This window comes from Alteromonas sp. NFXS44, assembly GCF_040148705.1.
In the GTDB taxonomy this organism is placed as follows: Bacteria; Pseudomonadota; Gammaproteobacteria; order Enterobacterales; family Alteromonadaceae; genus Alteromonas.
On sequence record NZ_JAGDEA010000005.1, the window covers coordinates 566,591 to 593,493 of the forward strand.

The window sequence follows — 26,903 nt, forward strand, 5'->3', positions numbered from 1 at the left end:
AATACAGTGACCATTCTAAGTATGGGGCCATAGCTCAGCTGGGAGAGCGCCTGCATGGCATGCAGGAGGTCGGCGGTTCGATCCCGCCTGGCTCCACCAAATTCTTAAAGAATTTACAGTAGTCGGAAATGTATTTTCCGGTAAGTTCTTAGGTAAGGCTTTCAAAAAGGTCGCCCGGTTCGCCGGCTCACCTCGCCTTGCAGAAATTTAGCGAAACTTGTTTCGCTGGCAAAATTTCTGTCCCCTTCGTCTAGAGGCCTAGGACACCGCCCTTTCACGGCGGTAACAGGGGTTCGAATCCCCTAGGGGACGCCATATTATATCGTGGCACAGTCGGTTAATACTGTGAGATAGGCCGGAGTTGTTTTTTTTGCTTGCATCAGTGAGTTACACTTAAACATCTTCAGGACTTGAAAGTCAGTAAGAAGAATAAGGTCGCTCATCTCGCGGGCTCGATTCGCCTTACTGAAAATCTCGGAAGCTTGCTTCCGAACCTAGGATAAGGCCGCTCTCACGATAAATCGTGAATCGCCTTACAGAAATTTAGCGAAGCATGCTTAGCAAGACAAAATTTCTGTCCCCTTCGTCTAGAGGCCTAGGACACCGCCCTTTCACGGCGGTAACAGGGGTTCGAATCCCCTAGGGGACGCCATTTATATCGCGTCACAGTCGATTGAAACTGTGAGATAGGCCGGAGTTGTTGGTTTTAACCAGCAGCTTCAGGACTTGAAAGTTCAGTAAGAGGAATAAGGTCGCTCATCTCGCGGGCTCGATTTGCCTTACTGAAAATCTCGAAAGCTTGCTTTCGAACCTAGGATAAGGCCGCTCTCACGATAAATCGTGAATTGCCTTACAGAAATTTAGCGAAGCATGCTTAGCAAGACAAAATTTCTGTCCCCTTCGTCTAGAGGCCTAGGACACCGCCCTTTCACGGCGGTAACAGGGGTTCGAATCCCCTAGGGGACGCCATATAAGAAAGACCAGCAAATGCTGGTCTTTTTTTTGCCTTGAATTTACCTGCCTGAATTATTCTGCGGGAACCGCACTGGTGATCCTGCCATCATCACAAATTGTTACTTTTTCACATACTTTCCAACCTCTAATCTTGCTAGTCTGATAGTTGATTAATAAAAGGAATTATCCCTATGCAAGGAACGCTTTTCATAAAACGTTTGTCGACTGTCGCGCTTTGCGTGAGTGCGCTTACTTTTCCTGACATTGCCAGTGCAGACACCCTGATTTCCGATGAAGCACTGGACGCCTGGTTCAGGGAAGGTAAGTACGGGCAGGTCATCGCGACGCTGGAAGATGAAAAGAATAAGTCGGCAGAGCGTTTTTCTACTTACATCTCAGCACTGATGAATACCGATCTGGATGACGCAGAAGAGGCAGCGGAAGATTTTATCAATGCCTATCCGGAAAATTATCGTGTGTACATGCTCCATGCGAGTGTGATGGGCGCACAGGCAGGAGAAAGTATTTTTTCAGCGTTGGGCTATGCTAAAAAAGCCCGTAAGAGTCTGGAGAAAGCTATTGAAGTGGCTCCTGACGAAATCCGCACTTATCAGGCTCTTTTCCAGTATCACCTTTTTGTTCCATCCATAGCCGGTGGCGATATGGACACGGCAAAATCACTGGTGGCTGATATAGCAGCACTCGACCCTGACGAAGGACAGATTGCCGAAGCAAAATATCTGCTGGCCGGTGATAAAAAAGAGGAAGGTATTTCGCTCCTTAAAACGTTGATGGAGAAACCTGAAACCCGGGTTTACGCCAGATACGTGCTGGGCGATCAATATATGAGTGATGAAGCTTACCCACAGGCTTTTGATACTTTGCAGCCTTTGCTGACGCTGCACCTGGAGGCCGCTTCCGTTGAAGATGAGTCTGCATGGGAGGCATACAGCGAGAATCGGTTTAACCAGTTATACGGTCTTTATCGCCTGGGGCAAACAGCGGTCCAGTCCGGTGAATATACCGGTACCGGCATTCAGGCGCTGGAGACTTACCTGAGCGAATTGCCCGAAGCCGGTATCGATACAGATGGCTTGCCTTCTCTGAACTGGGCGAATCTCCGGCTGGCTGAATTGTATCTGCATGATAATAATAAGGAGCAGGCAAAACTTACCCTTCAGCGTATCAGCGGCAAAGAAGATGAACGCTTCAGTAAACTGCTTAAGAAACTGCAGAAAAAAGTCTGACTGTCATTTCAGGCTGACAGCCCGCCACAGTATGCGTGCCCGGTAATTCTCTGCCGGGCCGGATAACGTGATAAAGTGCATATTCATCTGACTCGCGATAACAGCAACTTTAAATGCCGTGATATCGTGTCATTCAGAACATTGTTGTTAACAGAAACAAAGGTTGGATATGCAAGATTACCCTATTGGTACCCCCGGAACGCCCTGGTCAGACACAGAGAAAAAACAGTGGCTGGATGCCCAGTCTGTTAAACGTAGCTATAAAGAAGAAGTGATTGACCGGTTGCCCGCGGTACCTGAGAATTATGAAATCACACAGTATGGTGCATTACCTTACGACGAGTCCCGCTATCCGCTTTACGTCATCAAACCAAAGTTATTCGTTAAATCCCTGCCAACCGTACTTATTACTGGTGGTGTTCATGGTTATGAAACCAGCGGCGTACAGGGAGCACTGAAGTTTGCCACAGACCATCTGGCTGAGTGGCAGGACAAATGTAACTTCGTAATTGCACCTTGTGTCAGCCCATGGGGTTACGAAACGATTAACCGCTGGGATCCCCTTGCCGTTGATCCTAACCGCAGTTTCCGCGCGGATTCTCCGGCACCTGAAGCAGCCATGGTGAAAGCGATGGTTGATGCCATTGAAGAGCCGGTCCATATGCACATCGATTTACACGAAACCACTGATACTGATAACTCCGAGTTCCGGCCGGCCCTGGGTGCGCGGGATGGTATCACTCAGGACGTCTGGGAGATCCCGGATGGTTTTTATCTGGTTGCTGACAGCGGGAAGGTTGAGCTGGATTTTCAGAAAGCGGTCATCGAAAAAGTGCGGGGCGTTACACACATCGCACCTGCAGATGAAAATAACAAAATCATCGGGGCAGAGGTGCTTTACGATGGTGTGATCAGCTATGACAAGAAATCCCTGTTTCTGTGCGGAGGCCTGACTGATGCGCCATACGTTACGACAACCGAGGTTTATCCCGACAGTCCATCAGCCTCTGATGAAATATGCAATGATGCTCAGGTTGCAGCCATCATAGGCGGTCTGGAATATATTCTGGCCGGTTAAGAACAAAATATTCTTTGTTTACACTTCTGGACGTTTGAAAGTATAGACGTCTAAATGTATAGTGTGCTTCCTGACTTAGCGAGGCACACTATGTATACTTTCAAAGCATTGATTTACGACGGCAACCGCCAGCGCATCGTTTCTCACGATTGCAATACCAAAGCTGAGTTCGAACAGTACCTGACCCGTGAGTTCGGATGCTATGTGTGTTTGTGGATTGCTCAGGACGTGAAAAACATCGCCAGTTAACCGGCGAGCCTCGCAGTATCATTACTTCATATTGTATTACCCATTACTCAACGGCTTTCATTTCATCTGTGGCAGGATGATTCGCTGCCTTTTCTCTGCTAAACTTCGCGCCCGTTTCTAAACCATACCGGCACAGTGTAAACACATGAGAATCTTACTTGCTCCCATGGAAGGGGTCGTTGACCATCTGATGAGAGACATGCTTACCCGCGTGGGGGGCTTTGATTTATGTGTGACCGAATTCGTGCGGGTGGTCGATCAAAAATTACCGCATAAAACCTTTTATAAGCTTTGTCCTGAGTTGCATAACGGCAGCGTGACACCGTCTGGCGTACCGGTAAGGGTTCAGTTACTGGGCCAGCACCCTGAGTGGCTGGCAGAAAATGCGCAAACAGCAGTAGAGCTGGGTTCCCCCGGTGTGGATCTGAACTTCGGATGTCCGGCAAAAACCGTGAACAAAAGTAAGGGCGGGGCGGTGTTGCTGAAAGAAACTGAAACCCTTTACAACATTGTCAAAGCGGTTCGGGAAGCCGTGCCGGCAGATCAGCCTGTCACGGCGAAAATCCGGCTGGGTTTTGAAGATAAATCTCTGGCCATCGAAAATGCCATTGCTATTACAGAGGCAGGCGCGGACCAGCTTGTTGTGCATGCACGCACAAAAACCGAGGGTTATAAGCCACCTGCTTACTGGGACTGGATTGCTAAAATTCGCGCTCACACCAATATTCCGCTGGTTGCTAACGGTGAAATCTGGCATGCCGGTGATGCACTGCGCTGTCAGGAGCAGTCTGGCTGTACCGATTTGATGCTGGGACGTGGCGCACTGGCCATGCCGAATCTGGCGCGGACTATCCGGGGCGAGCAGGCGGTTATGCGCTGGGAAGAAGTGGCGGATTTATTGATTCATTATTCTGGCTATGAGATTTACGGCGATAAGGGACGGTACTATCCGAACCGCATTAAGCAATGGTGTGGTTATCTTAAGCGTCAGTATCCGCAAGCGGAAACCCTGTTTAATGATATCCGTAAATTGCAAAAAGCGGATGAAATTGTCGCTGTACTGCGTCGTCAGTCCTCGCATAGCAGCGTCGCTTAATCTCACCGTATATTGTTTGTTTTCCCGCAATTGTCTAGGTTATTAGTGGGGAAGGCTTTTCGACAGAAACAGCCGTAATACTCATACTAAAAACGTAAACAATAAAAAACGGAAAACATCATGAAACACACACCAACAAAGCTGGCTTTAGCGCTGGCTTGTCTGTGTTCCACTGTTTTAGTCGCTTGTTCCGACAAGCCGGCTGAAAAGGGAGAGCAGGCGCCTCATGTGTCAATCAACACCGATCCTTATCCCGGCACCTACACACCCATAGCCGGAAAGCCCACAGTCATTACCAACGTCACCATCCTGGATGGTGTGGGTAACCGCATTGAAAACGGCATGATTTATTTTGCTGACGGGAAAATCGTAGCAACAGGTGAAACTGTTGAATACCCCGCTGATGCGGTTGTTATCGACGGTGAGGGAAAGTGGGTTACTCCTGGTATTATCGACAACCACAGCCACCTTGGTGTTTATCCGTCTCCGTCAGTGGGCTCTACGTCTGACGGAAACGAAATGACGAAGCCGGTAACCCCGGGCGTATGGGCAGAGCATTCCGTATGGCCACAGGATCCCGGTTTCGGCCGCGCTCTGGCGGGTGGTGTCACCTCGCTGCAAATACTGCCCGGCTCAGCGAATTTATTTGGCGGCCGTTCAGTGGTACTGAAGAACGTACCAAGCCGCACTATGCAGGATATGAAGTTTCCGGATGCCCCTTACGGGATGAAAATGGCCTGCGGTGAAAACCCGAAACGCGTGTATGGCCAGAAAGGCGGTCCGATGACCCGTATGGGCAATGTTAAAGGCTACCGTCAGGCGTGGTCTGACGCCCAGGCTTACATGCGTGAATGGGACAAATACGAAGCGGATTACGATGCAGGGAAAGACCCAAAGGCTCCGAAACGGGATCTGGATTTAGAAACCATGGCCGGTGTGCTTAATGGTGACATTCTGGTGCATATGCATTGCTATCGCGCTGATGAAATGACGGTCATGATGGACATGATGAAGGAGTTTAATTATCAGATTTCCTCATTCCACCATGCTGTTGAAGGCTACAAAATTGCAGACAAGCTGGCAGAAAACAATGTGTGTGCCTCCATGTGGGCCGACTGGTGGGGCTTCAAGCTGGAAGCTTATGACGGGATCCGTGAAAACATTCCGGTGGTACACGCTGCGAAAGCCTGTGCCATTGTACACAGTGACGACGAACTCGGCATTCAGCGCTTAAATCAGGAAGCGGCCAAAGCCTGGTCTGACGGAAAGCGTGCCGGCATGGATATCTCTATGGCCGATGCGTGGCAATGGCTGAGCGCCAACCCGGCAAAATCACTGGGGATTTTTGATAAAACCGGTTCTCTGGAAGTAGGAAAGAATGCCGATCTTGTATTATGGACAGGAAATCCTTTCTCGACTTACACCAAAGCTGAACAGGTCTATATCGATGGTGGCAAGGCTTACGATCTGAAGAGTCCTGACAGCTGGCCGTTAAGCGATTTTGAAGTGGGTCAGGTCGGTGAAGGAGATGTAAAATGAAGCGCTTATTAACACTTGCTGTTGCCGCAGCACTCAGTACCGGTGTAATGGCTGAGAATATTGCCATTACAGGGGCGAAAGTACTTACCCAGACAGCACAGGGCACGGTAGAAAACGGCACTGTATTGATTAAAGACGGAAAAATTGAAAAAGTGACAGCCGGCGGCAACGTGCCGGCGGGCTATACCCGTGTGGATGCCAGCGGAAAAGTTGTCACCCCGGGTTTTGTCGGTGCGTTAACCTCTCTTGGCCTTGTTGAAGTGTCGTCCTGGGCGGGTGAGGTGGATTCTTCTGCCGGAGCAACGCCTGTCAGCACAACCGGTGCGGCTCTGGATGTCACATATGCGATAAATCCTGACTCCACGCTTATCGACGTAAGCCGTATTGAAGGGGTAACCTCAGCGGCAACGACGGTGCAGTATACTGACATGTTGTTCCATGGTCAGGGTGCGGTGATCAGTCTTGACGACAACGCAGAGATATTAAAAAACAAAGCCTTTATGGTGGTGAACGTGGACGGTAATTCAGCCGACAGCCACGGCGGCTCAAGGGCAGCATTGTGGGTGACACTGGAAGCGCTGTTTGATGAAGTCAGCAGCACGAAGTCCGTGCCTTCACTGACTTCAAGCTGGGACGGTATTAACGCCCGGGCTGATATCAAAGCGCTTAAAGGTGTTGTCAGAGGTGATGTACCGTTATTCATCGAAGCCGACCGTGCAGCAGATATCCGCCAGGTGCTGGCGTTTAAAAAGCATCACCCGGCTATGCATCTTGTGTTACTGCATGGTGTGGAAGCCTGGCGTGTTGCTGATGAACTGGCTGAAGCCGGCGTGCCGGTCATTCTTGATCCGCAGCTGAACTTACCCGGTAACTTCGAGCAGTTAGGTGCAACGTTACATAACGCGGCAAGACTGGAAGAAGCCGGTGTGAAAGTCGCTATAGGTATGGAAACTCACAATATCCGTCTGGCTGCCCAGCATGCCGGGAATGCTGTTGCCAACGGCCTGAGTTATGAAGGTGGTATCGCCAGTCTTACTTCAGTCCCTGCCGCGATTCTGGGTGTGGACGGTCAGGTTGGTTCACTTGCTCCTGGCAAACGTGCCGATGTTGTGATCTGGAGTGGTGATCCCCTTGAAGTAACAGAAGTGGCAGAACAGGTCTATATTGAAGGTGAAGCCATTGAAATGTCTTCCCGTCAAACCAAACTTCGCGACCGCTACATGAAACTGACAGAACAACCTGAAGGCGTGACTTCACATTATGTGAAGCCGTAAAGATGTAAAACAAACAAGAGGATGCCGGGCATCCTCTTTTTTTGTGAGAAACAAGGTAATGAAAAGCGGGATATCAACATTGAATACACACGTTCTGCGAATGAAAACAATGCTTTGCACTGCATTATTGTTTTTTTCGTTTCAGAGTAACAGTGCTGAGATGCAGATTATGCTGAAGCATGAAGACTACAATACACCGGCAATCCTGAACCTGCCCGGCAACAGACAACCCGTCGGCGCAGTATTAATGCTTCATGGCACCGCATCACACAAAAACGAAGTTGGTAATTTGTTTCAGCGGCTGGCAGCAAGGCTATCTGAAGAAGGCATCGCTTCACTGCGTATCGATTTCGCAGGCACCGGTGACAGTCCTGTAAGCTATATGGATTACACCTTAGAAAGTGCTGTGAGAGATGCACAATCAGCGCTGGATTACCTGATGAAGGAGCAGGGGATTACGCGAACAGGTGTATTGGGGTTTAGTCAGGGCGGACTGATTGCTCAGTTATTAATTAACAATAATAATGATTTACCTGCACTGGCATTATGGTCATCTGTAACCGGCGACGGTACAACTGCGATGCAGTCGTGGTTTGACGGGCTGTATCCGCAAGCCGTTGAGGATGGTTATGTTACTTTAACTTTCCCCTGGCGGTCCGATCTTAAGCTCAGTCGCGACTGGTTTGAACAACTGAAAGCACAGCGCTCTTTAACGGGAATGAAAGCCTACCGGGGTCATGTGCTGGCTGTCTCAGGAAGTGCCGATGATGTTGTACCGTATACATCAACGGCAGTTTTAAGATTATTTCCGTTTGCCTCATTTGACACCATCACTATTAAGGACGGCACACATATATTTAATGCGCTGGACAATGATCAAACCAAAGCTGAGCAGGTGCTTGAAATCACGTCTGACTGGTTTGTGCGGGTGTTTCCTGCCCAGGTAGAATAGGTCACCCGCTGAACTGGCGGGCTCAGCTCCGGTTCAGAATGAGCGGTGCGAGTTGCTGAGCCATAAACTGTGCAATCATTGGCTGGGCTTCTGCATTAGGATGAATCCCGTCGTTTTGCATCAAAGATTTATCCAGCGCTACCTGTTGCAGGAAAAACGGGATTAAATTTATGTCATTTTCTTCTGCCACCGCATCAAATGCATTGGCGAACATCTGTGTGTAGCGACGCCCGTAATTTGTAGGAATTTCCATATCCTGTATGAACACAGTGGCCCCCGATGCTTTTGCCAGCTTAACCATATCGTTCAGGTTGGATTTCGTCTTTGTGACCGGGTGACCTTGTAATCCGTCATTACCACCCAATTCTATAAGTACATGTGTTGGCTGATGTTGTTCCAGCAATCTGGGAAGTCTGGCCAGGCCGCCGTCAGTGGTTTCTCCGCTTATCGCGGCGTTTATTACATCAATCTGATGCTGTTCGTCATTCCAGATATTTTGTAACAAACTAACCCAGCCTTCCTGTTGCTTTAAACCATAGCCTGCACTTAGGCTATCACCCAGGACTAACAGTTTGAAATGCGGTGATGTTTGCTGATTTTCTGACGCAGCGTGCAGATGATCTGAAACCACCAACAGCTGTAAAAATAAAAGAGCCCATGCAAAAGCAAAGCGGCGGTATCGTTGTAACAAAAACACGGCAGTGACAACTCCTATGATTAGCACCCGAAATATTACGAAAACAGTATCTACGAGTGAAGGTGAGCTTCAGATCCTTCAACCAATTTCATTCGAAGTCAAGGCAGGTGAGTCTGTTGCCATTGTCGGCGCGTCTGGTTCCGGCAAATCCACTTTACTGAGTCTGCTGGCAGGGCTGGATGAAGTGAGCAGCGGAGAAATCCATCTCGACGGCGCTCCCCTTCATACCATGAACGAAGAAGCGCGGGCACGGCTGAGAGGGGAAAAAGTCGGGTTTATTTTCCAGAGCTTTATGCTGGTGCAAAGTCTGACAGCCATCGAGAACGTTATGCTGCCTGCGGAGATTTCAGGGCTAAGTGACGCGAAAGGCCGCGCGAAGAAAATTCTGGAGCAGGTGGGATTGTCCCACAGAGCGCATCATTATCCTAATCAGTTGTCCGGCGGCGAGCAACAACGGGTTGCTATCGCAAGGGCGTTCATCGGCCAGCCGAAAATTCTGTTTGCTGATGAGCCTACTGGTAATCTCGATGCTGCCAACAGTGAAAAAATTGAGCAGCTTTTATTTCAGATGAACCGCGAACTGGGCACGACACTGGTGCTGGTTACCCATGATAATGAGCTGGCACTTCGTTGCTCCCGACAACTGACGATGCAGGCGGGGGAACTGACCGAAACTACGGTGTCAACCGGTCCTGTCGCTGAGGAAGCCTGATATGGGGATGGCATTTAATTTAGCGTGGCGTTTGTTTAAGCATGAGGCCCGGCGGGGTGAACTTACCATTATCCTGCTCGCTATTGTGCTATCAGTGGCGTCGGTATTGTCATTGTCGTTGTTCAGTGAGCGCCTTCAGGGCGCACTTACCGAGCGCTCCGCCAGTTTTATGGCTGCAGACAGTCAGTTACGCGCCTCTCAACCGGTGGATACGGCCTGGATTGCAAAGGCGCAAACGGACGTACTGGGCACTGCGACACAGGTCGCCACCCGTTCTATGGCATTCGGTGAAGAGCAGATGTCACTGGTGGACTTGCGTGCCGTAGACGGACACTATCCGTTAAAGGGTGAAATTCTGGTGACGGACTCGCCTTTCGGAGAAGCGAAGCCGGCTACAGGTTTGCCTGAACCCGGCGAAGCGTGGATAGATTCGCGGTTATTTCAACTGCTGGATGTTGAGCCCGGAGGAACCATTTATGTGGGCGATGCCGCATTTACAGTAACGAATGTGCTGTCCGAAATTCCCGATGCCGGTTTCAGCATTTTCTCAACCGACCCCATCGTATTAATCCGTGAAGCCGATTTACCGGCTGCAAATATCACCGGCCCCGGCAGCCGGGTGACATACAAAGCCTATTTTACCGGTGATACGTCACAACTCGACACGTTCTATGAGTGGCTGCGTCCGCAGCTTGATGATGAAATTCACCGCTGGCAGTCTATTGAAGATGATGAATCCCCGGTCGGTCGCTCGGTGAAGCGTGCCGAACGTTATTTTCTGCTCGCCAGTCTGCTTGCCATCATTCTGGCTGCGGTGTCTATTGCCGTAGCCGCCCAGCGATACAGTCAGCGTCATTTTGACCCTGTAGCCATTATGAAAACACTGGGCGCCAGCAAAACCACCATACGCCGCATTTACACCATGCAAATTTGTTTTATCACTCTGGTGGGCATCGTGATTGGTATTACTGCCGGCGTTATTATTCAGCAGATAGTGGTGACGGCGCTGGCTGATCAGGTAGATGTATCACTGGATGTGTGGCACTGGCGACCGGTGCTGATTGCTGTATTTACCGGTGTGGTTTGTGCGCTCCTGTTTTCACTGTATCCCTTACTGCGCTTATTTTCAGTGCCTCCGCTGCGGGTACTGCGCCGTGATGTTGGCGCCGGAATGAGCTCAAAATCCCTGCAGTTTCTGGCCGCGGGCGGTGCAATTTTCTTACTGATGTGGACGTACAGTCAGGATTTGAAAATCAGTGCCATTCTGTTTGTATCAGGCATTGCGCTGGTCGCAGGTTTGTTGCTCGTTACGCTGGGTCTTATCCGTGTGGGGCGCAAACTGGGCAGCGGCAGCATGGGACCGTGGCAGCTGGCGTGGGCCCGTATCCGCAGGCGCTCCATGGATAACAGTGTGCAACTTATCAGTTTCTCTGTGACCTTATTGTTGTTGCTGGTGGTACTGGTCATGCGCAACGATATGGTTGCGCAATGGCGGGCACAGTTGCCTGAAGGCACGCCTAATTATTTCCTTATCAATATCACCCAAAGTCAGAAACCTCAGTTGCAATCGCATTTTGAGCAGGCAGACGTGGAAGCTTCTGACTTTTATCCCGTTGTACGCGGGCGGTTCGTTGCGGTGAATGATGACCGGGTGAATACGGAAGTTTCGAAAGAAGAGAGGGAAGGTCCCCGTGAAGGCCGGGACGGTTTGGGCCGTGAAGCGAATCTGACATGGAGTAACACCCTGCAATTTGGCAATGAAATCGTTGCCGGTGAGTGGCAGGGTAATGTGACGTCTGCGCCGGAGGACGGGATTTATCCTGTATCTGTAGAAGAGGAAGTGGCCGGCAGGCTGGATATCCGGCTCAATGATGTGCTGACATTTAATATCGGCAGTGAAGAGGTGCAGGCGCGGGTAACCAGTTTACGAAAAGTCGACTGGCAAACTATGCAACCCAATTTCTTCTTTGTCTTGTCACCTGAAGCGATGGCGGCGTTTTCACCAACCTATATCACCAGTTTCTTCCTGCCACCGGAAAGAAAGCCGGAATTGACAGAGTTGCTGAAACCATTCCCGTCCGCTACGTTGTTTGACGTGGATGCCCGTATCAATCAGTTGCGGGATATTGTCGACCAGGTCTCACTGGCCGTTGAGTTTATCCTGATTCTGGTGCTGGCTGCCGGCGCACTGGTGCTGATAGCACAGGTCCAGGCGTCAATGGACGAGCGTCAGCAGGAACTGGCGATACTTCGTACTCTGGGAGCGAAAGGATCGCTGATCCGCCTGAGCGTGGTATATGAATTTGTCATCATCGGCGTCGTGGCCGGGTTTATGGCCGCACTTGCCAATGAGCTCAGTCTCTATTTACTGCAAACACAAATTTTTCAGATGGAAGCATCATTGCATCCGGAGTTTTGGGTGATTGCGCCGGTGACCGGAGCGATTGTTGTGGGTGTATTGGGGGCACTGGGATGCTGGCGTTTGCTGTCATTAAATACCACAGCGTTGCTTCGTAAAATGGTGTAACGAGGCTATTGAATTTACTGCGGTACAAAATAGCTGTGCTGGCTGTATAATCCGGTTCAGAGAAGCGTGTGTCACTCTCTGAACCGGCTCCTTTCCTGCTATTTTTTCAGTCACTTTCCCGCCAGCTGGCAGGCTTCAGGTATTCATCTTTTCTGAACAGCGTTTTTTTATTTCGTTACAAAATTTACAACACCTCTTTACGTTGCCTGTGATAACTTACGCAATATTGCCGCCGGTCGTTCTGACAATCCGTTCTCCGGCCTGAAAATAATTGCTTCGCAGTGACCACAATCATTACGTTCAACAAAATAAAAATGACACCCAGCCTGACAAAGGATTTCATCTGACAATGAATAAATCATCTGTTTTCGCACTCCTGTTTATTCTTCTTATATGTGCATGGATGGTCTCCGGACTTTTTTCATCAGAGCCCGAAGAGCAAAATCAGACTCAAAGTGAGAGCCAGCCATTTTCCGTGGAAGTGACGGTTTCTGAAGCGCAGGTTACACCGGTTTCGCTGGTGGTTCAGGGGCAAACCGTGCCGGAACGCTTACTGGAAATTAAAGCACAGACGGCGGGACGTATTGAGCAGATTTCGGTAAGCGAAGGCGACTCTGTGCGAAAGGGTGATACCTTACTGACCATCGATATGGAAGACAGACTTATTCAGCTTGAGCAACAGGAAGCGCTATACGAAGCCCGTAAGAAAACCTATAAGCGTTTGTCGCAACTGGCTGATAAGCAGTATCAAAGTGAATCAGAGCTCGACACCGCTCTGGCAAATGTAAAAGCGTCTGAAGCCGCCATCGCGAACATCCGTTCAGATATTAATTTCGTGCGTCCTGTGGCACCTTTTGACGGTGAAGTCCAGAGCTTGTCTGCAGAAGGCGGCGACGTGGTAAGTATCGGCGATCCCATGCTGGAGCTGGTGGATAACTCGGTATTGGTAGTTGAGATCCAAATCGCACAACAACGGGTGAATGAAGTTAAAAAAGGGCTGCAGGCAGATATTAAGCTTGCCACCGGCGAGCAGGTATCAGGCAAAGTCCGCTTCATTGCGCCTTATGCCAGCAGTGAATCCCGTACCTATCTTGCTGAAATCGGCATACCCAATCCCGATGGAAAACTGAAATCCGGGTCCAGCGCCACGGTTACCCTGCATGTCAATGAAGTGAAGGCCCATTATGTATCTCCTGCAACCTTCACGCTGGATGCCGACGGACGGATTGGCGTGAAGTCGGTTAGTAATGACAACAAAGTGGAGTTTCATCAGGTCTCGTTGCTGCAATCTGACAATGAAGGGGCCTGGGTAACCGGCTTGCCTGATACAGTGCGTCTTATCACCACAGGGCAGGGATTTGTGGATGCCGGTAATGTGGTGAAGCCTGTTGAGAAGGCGGCCCGATAATGAATGCGATTATCGATGCGGCATTTGCACGCACCCGTACCGTAGCGTTGGTCTTTTTTGTGCTCACCATTGCCGGTGCCAGTGCTTATTTTGCCATTCCGAAAGAGTCTGAGCCGGACATAACGATTCCGTTTATTTATGTCTCGGTGGTGTACGACGGTATTGCACCGGAAGACAGCGAACGCCTGCTGGTGAGGCCGCTGGAGAAAGAGCTTCAATCCATTGAAGGCTTAAAAGAAATGAAAGGGACGGCCATTCAGGGCTTTGCCTCTGTGGTGATGGAATTTGAAGCCGGCTTTGATGCTGACCAGGCGCTGCTCGATGTCAGGGAAAAAGTCGATCTGGCCAAAGCGGAGTTGCCTCCCGGCAGTGAAGAGCCCAGAGTTACCGAAGTGAACCTGTCACTCTTCCCGGTGCTGACTGTCATGTTGTCCGGCGACATTCCTGAACGCACTCTGGTGAATATTGCCCGCCGTCTGCAGGATGAAATTGAAGCTTTATCCGGTGTACTGGAAGTGGATATTGCCGGTGATCGGGAAGAATTACTTGAAGTCATTATCGACCCGGTTGCGCTGGAAACGTACAACCTGTCTTTTCCCGATGTGCTGAATTTTGTCAGTCAGAATAACCAGCTGGTGGCAGCCGGGGCCATTGATGCCAGTGCCGGGCGCATGGTGTTTAAAGTGCCGGGCGTGATTGAGACCATGCAGGACTTGGCTACCCTGCCGGTGAAAAAAGTTGGAAACACCATCGTCACCTTCGATGATGTCGCCACCATCCGCCGTACTTTCAAAGACCCCACCAGTTTCGCCCGCTTGCGGGGTGAAAAGGCCATTGCTCTTGAAGTATCAAAGCGAAGCGGCGCAAATATTATCGAAACCATTGCTGATGTACGCAATCTTGTAGAACTGGCGAGAACTCAGTGGCCGGATACCATCAAAGTAGACTATCTGCAGGACAAATCCGGTGAAATTAAGAGCATGCTGGGTGATCTCGAAAACAACGTGCTGACCGCCATTATTCTGGTGATGATAGTGATTGTTTTTGCTCTTGGTATACGGCCGAGCATCCTGGTCGGTATGGCTATTCCCGGTTCATTTCTGGCGGCCATGACGGTGATATTCTTCTTCGGCATGACCATGAATATGATTGTGTTGTTCAGCCTGATTCTGGTGGTGGGTATGCTGGTTGACGGCGCCATTGTTACCATCGAGCTGGCAGACCGGAAAATTGCTGAAGGTGAGCTGCCTAAAACCGCTTTCGCCACCGCTTCCAAACGCATGGCGTGGCCTATCATCGCTTCAACCATCACCACGCTGACCGTATTCTTCCCGTTGCTGGTGTGGCCTGGCCTGGTGGGGGAGTTTATGAGTTTCCTGCCGCTGACCGTCATCATTACCTTAACCGCTTCGTTATTTATGGCGCTGATATTTATTCCGGTACTTGGCGGTGTGATTACCCGAAAAGTCAGCGTCGATACCCAGTCTGATACCGTAAAATTTATCCGCATGGCGGAGAAGGGCAACCTGAATGACATTCAGGGCTGGCTGGGCCGTTATCTGCGATTCTTAAAGAACATCGTAAATCATCCCGGCAAGTCCACACTGGCAGCACTGGGTATTATGTTCATGACCTTCGTGCTTTACGGTTTCTTTGGTCGTGGCGTGTTGTTCTTCCCTGACATTGAACCCGAATATCTGCAAATTCAGGTACAGGCACGGGGTGATTTATCTATTTATGAGCGCGACAAACTGGTTAAGAAAGTCGAGAAGTTTTTGTTGCAACAAGACAATCTCGATTCAGTTTACGCCCGCACAATTGGCGGCGGTGGTGGTAACGAGTCGGAAATGCCGGAAGATGTTATCGGCGTTATCCAGCTTGAATTAAGCGACTGGGAAACCCGTCCGCCGGCGTCAGAAATCATGGCTGATATCCGTGAATATGTTGAAACCATTCCCGGCATCAAAGTGCAGGTACGGTTACCCGACATGGGGCCGTCCTCCGGTAAACCTGTGGAAATTGTCCTTAGCGGGATCAGTAATGACAGTCTCATTGAAGGCACGGAACATATTCTTGCCTTAATGGAAGAAACGGGTGGTTTTGTTGATGTTGAAGACTCCCGGCCTCTGCCCAGTGTGGAGTGGCGTTTAAACGTGGACAGAGAGCTGGCGGCGCAGTACAACGTGGATGTCACCCTGCTGGGGAATGTGGTGAAGCTAATCACCAATGGCGCCATGCTGGCGGAGTACCGCCCGGATGATGCCGAGGAAGAAGTTGAAATTCGTCTGCGCTTCCCTGAAACCTTCCGCAATATTGAACAGCTTTATCAACTTCGTATTCCGTCTGCCAACGGCTCTGTACCCATTGGTAACTTCGTGACCATTGAGCCTGCCCCCAAAACTGGGCGGATAAACCGTCTTGATGGCGCACGGACCTATACCATCAAGGCAGAAATTGCGGAAGGTGAATTACTGGATCAGAAGCTGAAGCAGATGCGTGAAAAGCTTATCGAATCGCCGTTACCTGCTGACGTTATGTTGTCGTTTAAGGGCGAGGATGAAGACACCCAGGAGTCAATGACATTCCTGAGTAATGCCTTTATCGGCTCGATTTTCCTGATGCTGATCATTCTGGTGACCCAGTTCAACAGCTTCTATCAGGCCTTTGTGGTACTCAGTGCAATTATCTTTTCAACAGCGGGCGTGTTAATTGGTCTGATGGTCACGTCGCAACCCTTCGTGGTGGTTATGAGTGGTATCGGCACGATTGCCCTTGCAGGGATAGTGGTAAACAACAACATCGTTTTAATCGATACCTATAATGCGCTCAAGAGTGAGGGCATGGATGCCAAAGAGGCCATTCTGCGCACGGCAGCGCAGCGTGCCAGACCGGTACTGCTGACGTCTGTTACCACCATTCTGGGGTTATTGCCCATGGTGTTTGCGCTGACTATCGATATCGTCGGCCGGAACATTTCTGTGGGAGCACCATCAGCGCAGTGGTGGACAGTGTTGTCGAGTACCATCGCCGGTGGTCTGACATTTGCGACCCTGCTCACACTTCTGCTGACACCGGCTTTGCTGATGTTGGGAGAGAAAATAAAATCCCTGACCTCAGCCAGGGATTAGAGCAGCGCCGTTACCAGAACTTTTCGAGGATGTTCTGAACAATGTTCAGGCTCATAACGTGTGCAGCAAAGGCCTGCACACGTACCTGCATTCTGTGAACCGGATAACCGCGAAACACCCACCACTTGCGGGTCGCATTATAGCGGGTCAGAAATTGCTTTTTATGCGCCGGCAGCGGCGTGGTTCCGTAACGTTCCCAGGCTTTATACGCCCCGGTGATATCTGCATAACGCATAAATTTCTGCAACCATAACGGGAAACGTTGCCAGCGCAAGCTCGACTGAAAATCAATAATGGCGGGCTTTCCCTGCTCATCAATAAGAATGTTCCCCATGTTCCGTAAGTCCAGATGAACCCGTCCGGCCTCATGCATCCGGTGAATAATTTTTTCCAGTTCCAGGCAAAATGCCGGTGACAGACGGTTTCCCTCAGCACCGTAATCTTTCAGTGTTTGCCCGGCAATATGACTGTAAGCAATGGTACTTTCTCCCGGCCGGAAGCAGAGCGGTGTAATGCCTGGTATGCGTTGTAATGCCGTAATGGCATTGAACTCCTGACGAACTGATAAACGGCCTATGGTTTTTCTGATAAGCCAGTGCCGCGAAGAAAAGTCTTTAATAATGAGTTGATAGTGCTCGTCCTGATATAAATAAACGATAGCGTTAGCAAAGCGTCCTTCATGCAGAACGGACAAGCTGCCGGCAGAAAACGTGTGGCCGGGTATATGTGCTGACAGAGCACGAAGAATTGCCTGAATCATGTTGAGTGTGTGTTCTTTTGGTTGACCAGGCAAGTATTTTATCGCTTGTGGTTGCCCGGGCAACTAAATAGAGATTGTAAGCGGATAAGTGCGATAACTGTCAGTTAGTGACACAAATTATGCTGACAACGGGTGAGCATGCTGAAAAATTGCGCTCTTTCAGATTCTGAAAAATCTTTCAGTGCGACATCGTAAATGGCGTTAATTTTAGGCGTAGTAAGCGGGAAAAGCTGTTCGCCTTTTGCGGTGAGGGCCAGTTTAAATGCGCGGCCGTCTTGAGGGCAGGGTTTACGGCGGATAAGCGCTTTTTCTTCCATACGGCTTAAAATCCGGCTCATCGCGCCTTTATCATGATGCATCGCTTCACAGAGTTTTGCCAGAGTATCGGCTCTGCCTTCAGCGATCAGCTTGATAACGGCAAATTGTGAACCGGTAAGGTCAAATTCTTTCAGAGCCTCGTCCAGTCTGCTCATCATCTGATTTCTGACCAGTGCGATTTGTTTGCCGAATTCACCCGCAGCCACAGCCGTTACTCCGTTATGTAAAATACTAAAGACACCGGCAGACTAAACAGGTTCACATCGGGGGGCAAGGCTTTTGCTTTTTATGCAAAAGCCTTTCGCTGGCCGGTGGCAATATTCCGGCGGCTCAGATGCTGCTCTCAGCTTCAGCCATCTTTGTAGTGATAGCTGTAGCCGTTCAGGGCAGGGGCACCGCCAAGGTGAGCATAAAGTACTTTTGAGCCTTCAGGGAAGAAACCTTTTTTAGTCAGGTCGATTAGTCCCTGCATCGATTTTCCTTCATACACCGGGTCGGTGATCATGGCTTCGGTTTTAGCTGCCAGACGTATTGCTTCATTGGTTTCTTCTGACGGAACACCGTAAGCGGGGTAGGCGTAGTCAGGGTTGATAACAATTTCGTCTTCACGTACTTTGCGGCCAAGGCCCACCAGATCAGCCGTTTTATCAACAATGCTGGTTACCTGATCCCGTGTCTGCTGCAGAGTGCCTGAAGCATCGATACCAATTACTGTATCTGCACGGTCGTGATTGGCAAAGCCTACAATCATGCCGCCCTGTGTAGAACCGGTCACCACACACACCACAATATAATCGAACTTAAAGCCCAGCTCTTTTTCCTGAGCAATCACCTCTTCGGCAAAGCCGATATAGCCTAAAGCACCGTATTTATGTACCGATGCACCAGCCGGAATTGCATAAGGTTTGCCGCCGGCATCTTTTACTGACTGTATTGCTTTATTCCAGCTGTCGCGAATGCCGATATCAAAGCCGTCGTCCACGAGGCGGCTGTCAGCCCCCATCAGGCGTGTCATCTGAATATTGCCCACGCGGTCATAAACTGCATCGTAGTGGGGTACCCATTTCTCCTGCACAACCACGCATTTCATACCGATTTTGGCAGCCGTCGCAGCAACCATACGGGTATGGTTAGATTGCACACCACCAATTGAAACTAGCGTATCAGCACCGCTTGCAATGGCGTCCGGAACAATATATTCCAGTTTTCTCAGCTTATTACCACCCATTGCCAGACCTGAATTACAGTCTTCCCGTTTAGCGTAGATATCTACTTTTCCTCCCAGGGCTTCAGTCAGCCTGGGCAAATATTCGATTGGCGTTACGCCGAATGTCAGCGGGTAGCGCTCAAAATTACTGATCAATGATTTCATAATCCGGTTTCCTGTTCTTACCGGTAGCCGTTTTAATTCTGCGGGCAATCCGGCAGGTGGTTTGTCAGGACAAGCAACAGACTTTGTCCTTTTTGTGCGTTATACTGCACAACATAAAACAAACATAACACCGTGCGCTATAGCGCACAAATAGTTTTTTGCTATGGCCGAACAAGAATTTAAGCAACATATCGCGTTACACCTTAAAACCCTGCGAAAAGACAGAGGACTCAGTCTGGATGCTCTGGCAAAGTTGTCCGGAGTCTCTAAGGCGATGCTGGGACAAATAGAACGTCAGGAATCCAGTCCCACTATTTCAACTCTCTGGAAGATTGCCAGCGGCCTGGATGCATCGTTTTCTGCCTTTTTTGCTTCCGGACCGGATGACAGAGAAAACAGTGATAATTTTCCCCGTGACCCGGATATGAAAGTGAAAGCCATTTTTCCCTATTCAGCAGATACGCGGATAGAAGTCATGGAAGTATGTTTGCTGAATTTTCATGAACAACAGTCTGATCCCCATGCGCCCGGGGTGATTGAACACGTTTATGTAACAGAAGGGGCGTTATCGTTGCATGTGGACGGGGCATGGCATGATTTAAAGTGTGGTGGCAGCTTGCGTTTCCATGCCGATCAGCCGCATGTCTATAAATCCACGGCGCAAACAACCCGTTTTCAAAATATTATTTGTTATTAAACAGGGATATCGCCCGGCAAAGACTAAGCTGAATAGCGTCTTTGCCGGACGGGAGTGCAAAATCAGTTATTTTGCTTTTTATCTTCAGATGCCTCTTCTTCATCCAGATCCGTCACTTCAACACGACCCATGCTGACTTCATGTTTGGTACGCAGTTTCTGCAGAATTTCCAGTTGTGCTTCTGAAAAACGGAAGTTAACAGGCGTTTTCATTGCGTTGTCTTCAGCGAGGTAGTTTTGAATTGCTACCGTGTCGCCAAAGGCCTCGCCGGGTTGAGTCGCTACTACAGCATCCAGCATGGCCGCCCCGTTGGTTGCCGCCGACCGGCCATATTTTCTGCCTTCGCCAATCAGCGCTGCCAGAGTCCAGTCTTCCATTTCGAATTCGACGTCGTCGCGGTTTGCGTATTCATCAAACATGTCACCCTGCAGATAGTCCATTAAATGGCTGATCAGTTTGGCCTGATCGTTGTCAAAGAACGGCATGTTGCGCTCGTATAATGCCGACACCTCGCCGTCAAAATATGTGCCGCGGTTTGAGTTAATAAATTCACCGGCATTGTCTTCCAGCTTCCGCCACACCGTTTTTCCGGTGTAGGCAGAACTTCTCAGGCTCGGGCCACCAATATTGCCTTGCCAGAGACCATAAATAATCAGCGGATTACCAAAATACTTTTCTTTGAGGATCGTAAACTGAATGTCGTCCAGGCTTAACGGAACACCGGCGACGTTGAGTAGTTTTTGCGCCATGATTGAGTCGTCATCACCGTAGTCGAGCACCCGCAGTAAATTATGCTTCGGATACACTTTCATCATTTCATCGAGCAGCGTGAAATTGTAAAGGTTCAGCCAGTAAGCCAGCTGTTCATTTTTGTTCAGCAGACGTAATGGCACTTCAGCGGGCAGCATTTCAAGGCTTGCGCGAATGTCAGAGATAAATTCAGCTATCAGATCTTTTTCACTTGCGCCTTTGAAATAGAACCTGTTGCCTTCCAGCGCCGTCAGTCTGTTGATGCGGGTTTTTAACCTGGTACCGACGCCTGCATCCGCTCGGGGGGCTTTTTCTCGCGTGGACCAGCCACTTACTGTTACATAAGATGAGAGCAACGCATTCAAATCATCATAGGCCACTTCCAGAGTAGAATTGGGATCATCGCCACGAAATGGCTCAGGAATATTTTCTTCACCGGCAACAGACAGAGGAGAAGTGCCTGCGAGCAGCAAAATCAGCAAGGTGTTGATTGTTTTTTTCATAGTTACATCCTTTTTACTAATTTGGAGTGATAACTATTTACCTCTGGGACCGGACTGTCAATGCAGTTGTACGATTAATGACCGGATGTGTGTCACGAAGATGTGACAAAATGTGAATGGCACCTGTCAGCGTAATTGCCAGTGACGGGCGCCGGACTCCATGGTTAAGTTTCAGGCGTATATTTGCTGCAAAGCTGCCGGCAGGGCCGGATAGCGAAAATGGAAACCACTTTCCTGCAAACGCTCAGGAATCACATGCTGGCCGGTAATGACCATATCTGCAGCTTCTCCCATCAGTATTTTCAGTACGAATGCCGGGACCATGAAGAAATCCGGCCGGTGAAGTGTTTCCGCCAGAATCCGTGTGAAGGCCGCATTGGTCTCCGGTTCCGGAGCCGTAAGATTATATGGCCCTGAGCAGCGGTGGTTCTCAAGGATATGTTCAATAGCTGACACCATGTCATCAATGTGAATCCATGACAGGATTTGTTTGCCACTCGCAATTTTCCCTCCTACACCCAACTTTACCGGCATTGCCATTTTGGGCAATGCTCCCCGGTCCTTATCGAGCACGACACCAGTGCGTAACAAACATACACGGGTTGCGTCAGAGGCAGCCTGCATGGCGATTTGTTCCCAGCGCTGACAAACCTGGTGGGTGAATTCATCATGAACGGTATGGTTATTTTCGGAAACCGGTTTATTTCCCTGACGGCCATAGTAGCCGATGGCTGAGCCGGAAATAAAAACAGACGGCGGATGTTCACAGGCTTTCATGCGGATAACCAGCTGCTGTGTCAGATCCCAGCGGCTATGGCAGATACGTTGTTTTTGTAACGGCGTCCAGCGTTTATCTGCAATGGGCTCACCGGCCAGATTCACAACGCCGTCAAACAGACAAAAATCTGCATTATCATGCAAACCTGCAATTACCTCGACATTGTCCGGCAACTGTTTGCGGGCCTGCTCCGGCGACCGGCTTAACACGGTGAATTGATATTTACCTGCTGTTTTATGAATAAACCGGCTGCCAACCAGCCCGGTACCGCCTGTGACAAGTATTTTCACTAATACCTCTTTAAGGTTTGGTGCACGATAACGTCAGGGACACTGAATCGGCGAAGCGCAGCGCGTGCGGCTTATCCACTTCCACTTCTGCAAACGTTACCCAAGGGTGCTCTGCTGCAACGGCAAGGACATCTGAAGTAAGTTTCTCAAGCAGAGAGAAACGGTTGTCTTCCACCAGTTTTATAATCGCTTTCGTCACCGTTTTATAATTCAGAGCATCATCCATGTTGTCAGTATTGGTGGCGTTTATTGCATCGTAATGAATCTTCGCGTTGACCACGACATCCTGTTTATTTTTTATCTCGTCGTCGTTAATACCAATATAGGTGCGCAGGCGCAGGTTTTTGATCCGGATGGTTGCCTGATTCAGCGTCATGATCTCTCTCGTTATTCTGGTTATATCTATCAGCAGTATAATTTGTTAATTTGATAACAGGAATTATCTTTAAAAGACCACTATGGAACTCAAATCTCCCACAGCCAAAGCGATGATAGTACTCGCTTGTCTGGTCGTCGTACTGGCCGGTATTAAGGCCGCCAGCGCCATCATGGTACCTTTCTTCCTGTCGGTATTTATCGCCATTGCATGCAGCCCGCTTATAAATTGGGCCAGTGCTCACCGCATTCCGCGCTGGGCATCCATTAGTTTAGTAATACTGATTATTCTGGTTTTCGGATTCCTGCTGGCAGGGCTGGTTGGCCAATCATTAACAGATTTTAAGGAAAACCTGCCCGGTTACCGTAAACAGCTGGACAGCGAGTTTGCCTGGATCATTGACCGGCTGGCGACAATGAACATTCATATTAACCGTGAGCTGTTCACTCAGCACTTTGATCCCGGCACGGCGATGTCTGTGGCAACGAATTTTCTCAGCGGAATGGGAGGCGCATTGTCTAATATGTTCCTCATCCTGCTGACGGTTATTTTTATGCTTTTCGAAGCTGACAGCATGCCTTCACGTTTACATACGGCGCTTGCCGATCCGGAAATGAAGATGAAACATGTGGACCGGTTTATAAAATCGGTGAACAGCTATCTGGCGATTAAAACCGTGGTAAGTCTGGCAACCGGGCTTATCATTGGTATCTGGTTGTATATTCTGGATATCGACCACTTTCTTCTCTGGGGTGTGCTTGCGTTTCTGCTCAATTATATTCCGAATATCGGCTCAATTATCGCTGCCATTCCGGCGGTGCTGATTGCACTGGTGCAATACGGGGCAGGCACTGCAGGACTGGTTGCACTGGCATTCGTGGCGGTAAATACCGTGATGGGAAATATCGTGGAGCCCAGATTGATGGGGCGGGGGATGGGGCTGTCTACCCTGGTCGTTTTCCTTTCTCTGGTATTCTGGGGATGGCTGCTGGGCAGTGTCGGAATGTTGTTATCCGTTCCGCTGACCATGGTTGTGAAAATTGCGCTGGAATCCCGTGAGGAAAGCCAGTGGCTGGCATTACTGCTGTCCAGCAACGCAGAGCGGGATGCCAGACAGCTTTAATCAGTGCAGTTACCCTTTATCAGGCGATTACATTGACCGGTGTAATGATGACCGGTACCGCTTTTGAGGTCGGGGTGGCACTTTGCTGCCCCACACTGTTGAAGGGCACCAGCGGGTTCGCTTCCGGATAGTAGGCCGCAACGTTCCCCTGAGGAATGTCGTAGCTGACCGCTTTAAAACGGCTTATTTTACGGGTGACATCGTCATCCCACACGGTCTCAACATCTATCAGACTGCCTTCACGTATATTCAGTCTGGCTAAATCCTGCGGATTAATGAACACAATGTTACGTTCACCGAAAATGCCTCTGTAACGGTCGTTCATGCCGTAAATCGTGGTGTTGTACTGGTCGTGGCTGCGCAACGTCTGCATGGTGAAAACAGGCGTATCACTGGCTGCGATTTTTGCCATCACGCCTTCGCTGAACAAATTTTCAGGTAAGGCATTGTGGTTAAACAGGGCTTTACCCTCTTTATTCCGCCACTCCCGGTTTGCTGCAGCGTTGTACAAATGAAAGCCGCCGGGTTCGGCAATCTTGTCGTTCATATTCTCAAACCCGGGGATAACCTTTGCGATATATTCACGGATCAGGCTGTAATCGTCTTTCAGTGTCAGCCAGTCTGCCGGCGTATTGTCGCCCAGAGTTGCAGCGGCGATACGGCAGATGATCTCTGTTTCCGATTTAAGGTTGTTACTCTGCGGTGGCGTGCTGCCACTGGAACCGTGCACCATACTGAATGTGTCTTCTACGGTAATCACCTGATTGCCCGTGGCCTGCATATCGATTTCCGTTCTGCCTAAACAGGGCAGCAGCAGGGCGTCCTGTTTTGCGGTAACGTGAGTACGGTTAAGTTTGGTTGCTATGTTTACCAGCAGTTCAGCGTTGCCGGCTGCAGTGGCGGTAAAGGGCGTATCTGCTGCGGCAGCCACCAGGTTTCCACCAAGACAAATAAGTACTTTGCTGCGCTTTTCATGCAGGGCGCTGAGCATATCAAACACACGGTGTCCGGGTTTTTCCGGCGGATTGAAGCCAAAAGTCTCTTTCATGCGCTGATTAAAATCGGGTTTCGGTGCTTCCAGGATCCCCATCGTGCGGTTGCCCTGCACATTGCTGTGACCACGCACCGGACTCAACCCTGCACCGGGTAACCCGAGGGCACCGGTGAGCAGATGCAGGGAAACAATTTCTTTGATGGTATCTACTGAGTAAAGATGCTGGGTGATACCCATCGCCCAGGTAGAAATGGTTTTGCGCGAAGCAGAAAACAGCTCTGCCAGTTCTTCGATTGTACTTTGCGACAGGCCACTTTGTTTTTCTATGCTCTGCCAGCCCGTTGCTTCAACAGCAGATGCATACGCGTCGTAACCTGAAGTGTGGGAAGTCATAAACTCATGGTCGAGCTTATCCCTGTGGTGCATCAGAATGGCCTTCGCCATACCTCTGGCAACGGCATAATCGCCGCCCAGCTTCGGTGAAACGTACTTGCTACTGATTTGCACAGTTTCAAGACCGAGTAATTCAGCGGGCTTTTGCGGGCTGGCAAATTTTTGTAAGCCGACTTCTTTTAAGTTATTCACCGAAACAATGGTCGCGCCCCGTTTCGACGCCGCACGCAGGGCGTTAAGCATGCGCGGATGATTGGTACCGGGGTTTTGTCCGAACACAAACAAGGTGTCAGCTTTTTCAAAATCTTTCAGGACCACCGTGCCTTTGCCTACACCTACCGACTGGTTCAGCGCAATGCCGCTGGCTTCGTGGCACATATTGGAACAATCGGGGAAATTATTCGTGCCGAATGCGCGTCCGAATAACTGATAGACAAAAGAGGCTTCATTACTCGCCCGGCCGGACGTATAAAGCTCAAGTTCATCAGGGCTGCTTAACCCGTTGAGTTTAGCTGCAATGATGTGAAAAGCATCATCCCAGCTTACCGGTTCATAATGGTCTGTTGCTGCATTGTAGCGTAGTGGTTCTGTAAGCCGACCCTGACTCTCCAGCCAGTGATCGGACTGCTTATTAAGGTTCGTCACACTGTGCTGCCTGAAAAACTCAGCACCAATAGTCATCTCTGTCGATTCCCATGCCACCGCTTTTGCACCGTTTTCGCAAAACCTGAACGTACCGTCTTTTTCGTCTCCCCAGGCGCATCCCGGGCAGTCAAATCCTTTATGCTTGTTAACCTTATACAGGTTCAGCATGTTCTGACGAACCTGCTTACTTTTAATCAGTTCGTTCACGGTGGATTTAATTGACGGTAAACCGCCTGCCTTAGTGGATTTAACTGCCATGTTGAACCTCGCGGGAGAAAAATACAGGCTGGTTGTTTCGTGGCAAAAACACCAGATTCAATTTGTGTTGCCTGGCGAAAGACACTGCCAGTGACGTGGGAGAAGAAAAACTTATCAGTGTGGTAAAGCCTGCAATCACTGCTTTCTGGACCAGTTCCATACCACAGCGGCTGGTCACAACAAGATAACCTTCTTCATGGTTTTTTATGCGTTTTCGCACAGCACCGATCACTTTATCTAATGCGTTGTGACGGCCAATATCTTCCCGTCCGAGTACGATGTCATTGCCTGAACCGTAAAGGGCGGCGTGCAGGGCGCCGGTCTTGCGGGCTTTTTCCTGAAGCTTGTCCATAGCATCTCTGAGTGAACCGAAGTCACAGGCAGGCACAGGAGCCCAGCTTGCCGCAGCTTCAAGTTGCGGAAATGCCTGTTCAAGGGCGGTGTGATTACAAATTCCGCAGCCTGCATTGACCCGTGTAAAACGCCGTGATTTTAGCAGATGCTCCCGGCGACCGGTAAGGCTGACATTGGCTTCGATGCCGGCTTCGTTGCGCCCGATATGAATATCTTTAATTTCAACCGGCACAGTAATGATTTGTTCAGTCAGAAAGTAGCCGGTAATGAAGTCTTCGATATCGTCAGGAGAGATCATCATCACTACCAGACTGATGTCATTGACGGAAATCGCCAGCGGCACTTCTTCAACCAGCAGTGATTCATCGTCAGGCAGTCGATGGTTGTCAGCAGAAAGTAAATCCGGTTTCGTCATTAACGCATACAAAATG

Annotated in this window: 22 protein-coding genes and 4 tRNA genes; 17 read left to right on the top strand and 9 right to left on the bottom strand. The window is 49.7% G+C overall.

The annotated features are described in order from the left end of the window. Nucleotides 1-23 precede the first annotated feature (23 nt). The 11 genes from J3369_RS07790 to J3369_RS07840 all read left to right on the top strand — a co-directional run bounded on the left by J3369_RS07790 (nt 24) and on the right by J3369_RS07840 (nt 8,389). A tRNA-Ala gene (locus J3369_RS07790) sits at nt 24-99 on the top strand. A 140-nt stretch (nt 100-239) separates the two neighbouring features. Next, a tRNA-Glu gene (locus tag J3369_RS07795) sits at nt 240-315 on the top strand. 261 nt (nt 316-576) lie between these two features. Next, nucleotides 577-652: transfer RNA gene (locus J3369_RS07800), tRNA-Glu, on the top strand. Nucleotides 653-893: 241 nt separating this feature from the next. Continuing rightward, nucleotides 894-969 (top strand) — tRNA-Glu (locus J3369_RS07805). Nucleotides 970-1,145: 176 nt separating this feature from the next. Then, complete coding sequence (locus J3369_RS07810; protein ID WP_349585551.1) at nt 1,146-2,201, top strand: tetratricopeptide repeat protein; 1,056 nt, start codon at nt 1,146-1,148, stop codon at nt 2,199-2,201. Nucleotides 2,202-2,370: 169 nt separating this feature from the next. Further along, on the top strand, nt 2,371-3,279 hold the full coding sequence (locus J3369_RS07815; protein ID WP_349585553.1) for a M14 family metallopeptidase: 909 nt from the start codon (nt 2,371-2,373) through the stop codon (nt 3,277-3,279). 90 nt (nt 3,280-3,369) lie between these two features. Next, nucleotides 3,370-3,528: a hypothetical protein gene (locus tag J3369_RS07820; RefSeq protein WP_349585555.1), complete on the top strand. Its 159-nt coding sequence runs from the start codon at nt 3,370-3,372 to the stop codon at nt 3,526-3,528. A 145-nt stretch (nt 3,529-3,673) separates the two neighbouring features. Next, nucleotides 3,674-4,624 (top strand): tRNA dihydrouridine(16) synthase DusC, encoded by a 951-nt coding sequence (gene dusC, locus J3369_RS07825; RefSeq protein WP_349585557.1) that lies wholly within the window; start codon nt 3,674-3,676, stop codon nt 4,622-4,624. Nucleotides 4,625-4,741: 117 nt separating this feature from the next. Continuing rightward, entirely contained in the window at nt 4,742-6,163 is a 1,422-nt protein-coding gene (locus J3369_RS07830; protein ID WP_502877431.1) for an amidohydrolase, read from the top strand. After that, a complete protein-coding gene (locus J3369_RS07835) occupies nt 6,160-7,437 on the top strand; it encodes an amidohydrolase family protein (RefSeq protein WP_349585561.1) in 1,278 nt (425 codons plus the stop codon). Before J3369_RS07830 ends, J3369_RS07835 begins: the two co-directional genes overlap by 4 nt. 169 nt (nt 7,438-7,606) lie before the next feature. Next, the gene (locus tag J3369_RS07840) at nt 7,607-8,389 is read left to right on the top strand and encodes an alpha/beta hydrolase (protein ID WP_349585563.1); all 783 of its coding nucleotides are present in this window, start codon (nt 7,607-7,609) and stop codon (nt 8,387-8,389) included. Nucleotides 8,390-8,411: 22 nt separating this feature from the next. Here the strand turns inward: J3369_RS07840 and J3369_RS07845 are convergent, their stop codons facing one another. After that, complete coding sequence (locus J3369_RS07845; RefSeq protein WP_502877432.1) at nt 8,412-9,080, bottom strand: arylesterase; 669 nt, start codon at nt 9,078-9,080, stop codon at nt 8,412-8,414. Nucleotides 9,081-9,102: 22 nt separating this feature from the next. On the opposite strand from J3369_RS07845, the gene J3369_RS07850 reads away from it, so the two are divergent. From J3369_RS07850 to J3369_RS07865, 4 genes are all read left to right on the top strand, one after another. Continuing rightward, nucleotides 9,103-9,798 (top strand): ABC transporter ATP-binding protein, encoded by a 696-nt coding sequence (locus J3369_RS07850; RefSeq protein ID WP_349585565.1) that lies wholly within the window; start codon nt 9,103-9,105, stop codon nt 9,796-9,798. A gap of 1 nt (nt 9,799) precedes the next feature. Then, nucleotides 9,800-12,325 (top strand): ABC transporter permease, encoded by a 2,526-nt coding sequence (locus J3369_RS07855; RefSeq protein WP_349585567.1) that lies wholly within the window; start codon nt 9,800-9,802, stop codon nt 12,323-12,325. Between the two features lie 349 nt (nt 12,326-12,674). Then, nucleotides 12,675-13,733 carry an efflux RND transporter periplasmic adaptor subunit gene (locus tag J3369_RS07860; protein ID WP_349585569.1) on the top strand — a complete coding sequence of 353 codons (1,059 nt, stop codon included), beginning with the start codon at nt 12,675-12,677 and terminating at the stop codon, nt 13,731-13,733. Continuing rightward, nucleotides 13,733-16,861: an efflux RND transporter permease subunit gene (locus J3369_RS07865; RefSeq protein WP_349585571.1), complete on the top strand. Its 3,129-nt coding sequence runs from the start codon at nt 13,733-13,735 to the stop codon at nt 16,859-16,861. The genes J3369_RS07860 and J3369_RS07865 overlap by 1 nt, the downstream gene beginning before the upstream one ends. A 10-nt stretch (nt 16,862-16,871) precedes the next feature. Here the strand turns inward: J3369_RS07865 and J3369_RS07870 are convergent, their stop codons facing one another. The 3 genes from J3369_RS07870 to J3369_RS07880 all read right to left on the bottom strand — a co-directional run bounded on the left by J3369_RS07870 (nt 16,872) and on the right by J3369_RS07880 (nt 19,311). Then, entirely contained in the window at nt 16,872-17,621 is a 750-nt protein-coding gene (locus J3369_RS07870; protein ID WP_349585573.1) for a BUD32 family EKC/KEOPS complex subunit, read from the bottom strand. Nucleotides 17,622-17,725: 104 nt separating this feature from the next. Then, nucleotides 17,726-18,145 carry a MarR family winged helix-turn-helix transcriptional regulator gene (locus J3369_RS07875; RefSeq protein ID WP_303574648.1) on the bottom strand — a complete coding sequence of 140 codons (420 nt, stop codon included), beginning with the start codon at nt 18,143-18,145 and terminating at the stop codon, nt 17,726-17,728. A 143-nt stretch (nt 18,146-18,288) separates the two neighbouring features. Next, nucleotides 18,289-19,311 carry a 1-aminocyclopropane-1-carboxylate deaminase gene (locus tag J3369_RS07880; RefSeq protein ID WP_119500878.1) on the bottom strand — a complete coding sequence of 341 codons (1,023 nt, stop codon included), beginning with the start codon at nt 19,309-19,311 and terminating at the stop codon, nt 18,289-18,291. A 163-nt stretch (nt 19,312-19,474) separates the two neighbouring features. Here J3369_RS07880 and J3369_RS07885 point away from each other — a divergent pair, with 163 nt between their 5' ends. Beyond that, nucleotides 19,475-20,008: a helix-turn-helix domain-containing protein gene (locus J3369_RS07885; protein ID WP_303574647.1), complete on the top strand. Its 534-nt coding sequence runs from the start codon at nt 19,475-19,477 to the stop codon at nt 20,006-20,008. Nucleotides 20,009-20,070: 62 nt separating this feature from the next. Here J3369_RS07885 and J3369_RS07890 read toward each other — a convergent pair whose 3' ends face one another. The 3 genes from J3369_RS07890 to folX form a co-directional block, all read right to left on the bottom strand. Next, entirely contained in the window at nt 20,071-21,261 is a 1,191-nt protein-coding gene (locus J3369_RS07890; protein ID WP_349585576.1) for a DUF547 domain-containing protein, read from the bottom strand. A 171-nt stretch (nt 21,262-21,432) separates the two neighbouring features. Continuing rightward, nucleotides 21,433-22,329 carry a TIGR01777 family oxidoreductase gene (locus J3369_RS07895; protein ID WP_349585578.1) on the bottom strand — a complete coding sequence of 299 codons (897 nt, stop codon included), beginning with the start codon at nt 22,327-22,329 and terminating at the stop codon, nt 21,433-21,435. 10 nt (nt 22,330-22,339) lie between these two features. Next, nucleotides 22,340-22,705: a dihydroneopterin triphosphate 2'-epimerase gene (folX, locus tag J3369_RS07900; RefSeq protein ID WP_119500882.1), complete on the bottom strand. Its 366-nt coding sequence runs from the start codon at nt 22,703-22,705 to the stop codon at nt 22,340-22,342. An 82-nt stretch (nt 22,706-22,787) separates the two neighbouring features. Between folX and J3369_RS07905 the strand changes: the two genes are divergently transcribed. Continuing rightward, nucleotides 22,788-23,828, top strand: a complete 1,041-nt coding sequence (locus J3369_RS07905) for an AI-2E family transporter (RefSeq protein WP_303574643.1) — start codon at nt 22,788-22,790, stop codon at nt 23,826-23,828. Between the two features lie 19 nt (nt 23,829-23,847). On the opposite strand, the gene J3369_RS07910 is transcribed toward J3369_RS07905, so the two are convergent. Beyond that, a complete protein-coding gene (locus tag J3369_RS07910) occupies nt 23,848-26,118 on the bottom strand; it encodes an FdhF/YdeP family oxidoreductase (protein WP_349585581.1) in 2,271 nt (756 codons plus the stop codon). Continuing rightward, nucleotides 26,108-26,887, bottom strand: coding sequence for a formate dehydrogenase accessory sulfurtransferase FdhD (gene fdhD / locus J3369_RS07915; RefSeq protein WP_349585583.1), 780 nt, complete (start codon nt 26,885-26,887; stop codon nt 26,108-26,110). The genes J3369_RS07910 and fdhD overlap by 11 nt, the downstream gene beginning before the upstream one ends. Nucleotides 26,888-26,903: the final 16 nt, after the last annotated feature.

What these genes read in the sequence shown, in the direction of transcription:
- J3369_RS07810 (WP_349585551.1), top strand. Translation starts at nt 1,146, where the DNA reads ATGCAAGGAACGCTTTTCATAAAACGTTTGTCGACTGTCGCGCTTTGC.
- J3369_RS07815 (WP_349585553.1), top strand. Translation starts at nt 2,371, where the DNA reads ATGCAAGATTACCCTATTGGTACCCCCGGAACGCCCTGGTCAGACACA.
- J3369_RS07820 (WP_349585555.1), top strand. Translation starts at nt 3,370, where the DNA reads ATGTATACTTTCAAAGCATTGATTTACGACGGCAACCGCCAGCGCATC.
- dusC (WP_349585557.1), top strand. Translation starts at nt 3,674, where the DNA reads ATGAGAATCTTACTTGCTCCCATGGAAGGGGTCGTTGACCATCTGATG.
- J3369_RS07835 (WP_349585561.1), top strand. Translation starts at nt 6,160, where the DNA reads ATGAAGCGCTTATTAACACTTGCTGTTGCCGCAGCACTCAGTACCGGT.
- J3369_RS07840 (WP_349585563.1), top strand. Translation starts at nt 7,607, where the DNA reads ATGCTGAAGCATGAAGACTACAATACACCGGCAATCCTGAACCTGCCC.
- J3369_RS07850 (WP_349585565.1), top strand. Translation starts at nt 9,103, where the DNA reads ATGATTAGCACCCGAAATATTACGAAAACAGTATCTACGAGTGAAGGT.
- J3369_RS07855 (WP_349585567.1), top strand. Translation starts at nt 9,800, where the DNA reads ATGGGGATGGCATTTAATTTAGCGTGGCGTTTGTTTAAGCATGAGGCC.
- J3369_RS07860 (WP_349585569.1), top strand. Translation starts at nt 12,675, where the DNA reads ATGAATAAATCATCTGTTTTCGCACTCCTGTTTATTCTTCTTATATGT.
- J3369_RS07865 (WP_349585571.1), top strand. Translation starts at nt 13,733, where the DNA reads ATGAATGCGATTATCGATGCGGCATTTGCACGCACCCGTACCGTAGCG.
- J3369_RS07870 (WP_349585573.1), bottom strand. Translation starts at nt 17,621, where the DNA reads ATGATTCAGGCAATTCTTCGTGCTCTGTCAGCACATATACCCGGCCAC.
- J3369_RS07880 (WP_119500878.1), bottom strand. Translation starts at nt 19,311, where the DNA reads ATGAAATCATTGATCAGTAATTTTGAGCGCTACCCGCTGACATTCGGC.
- J3369_RS07885 (WP_303574647.1), top strand. Translation starts at nt 19,475, where the DNA reads ATGGCCGAACAAGAATTTAAGCAACATATCGCGTTACACCTTAAAACC.
- J3369_RS07890 (WP_349585576.1), bottom strand. Translation starts at nt 21,261, where the DNA reads ATGAAAAAAACAATCAACACCTTGCTGATTTTGCTGCTCGCAGGCACT.
- folX (WP_119500882.1), bottom strand. Translation starts at nt 22,705, where the DNA reads ATGACGCTGAATCAGGCAACCATCCGGATCAAAAACCTGCGCCTGCGC.
- J3369_RS07905 (WP_303574643.1), top strand. Translation starts at nt 22,788, where the DNA reads ATGGAACTCAAATCTCCCACAGCCAAAGCGATGATAGTACTCGCTTGT.
- J3369_RS07910 (WP_349585581.1), bottom strand. Translation starts at nt 26,118, where the DNA reads ATGGCAGTTAAATCCACTAAGGCAGGCGGTTTACCGTCAATTAAATCC.
- fdhD (WP_349585583.1), bottom strand. Translation starts at nt 26,887, where the DNA reads ATGACGAAACCGGATTTACTTTCTGCTGACAACCATCGACTGCCTGAC.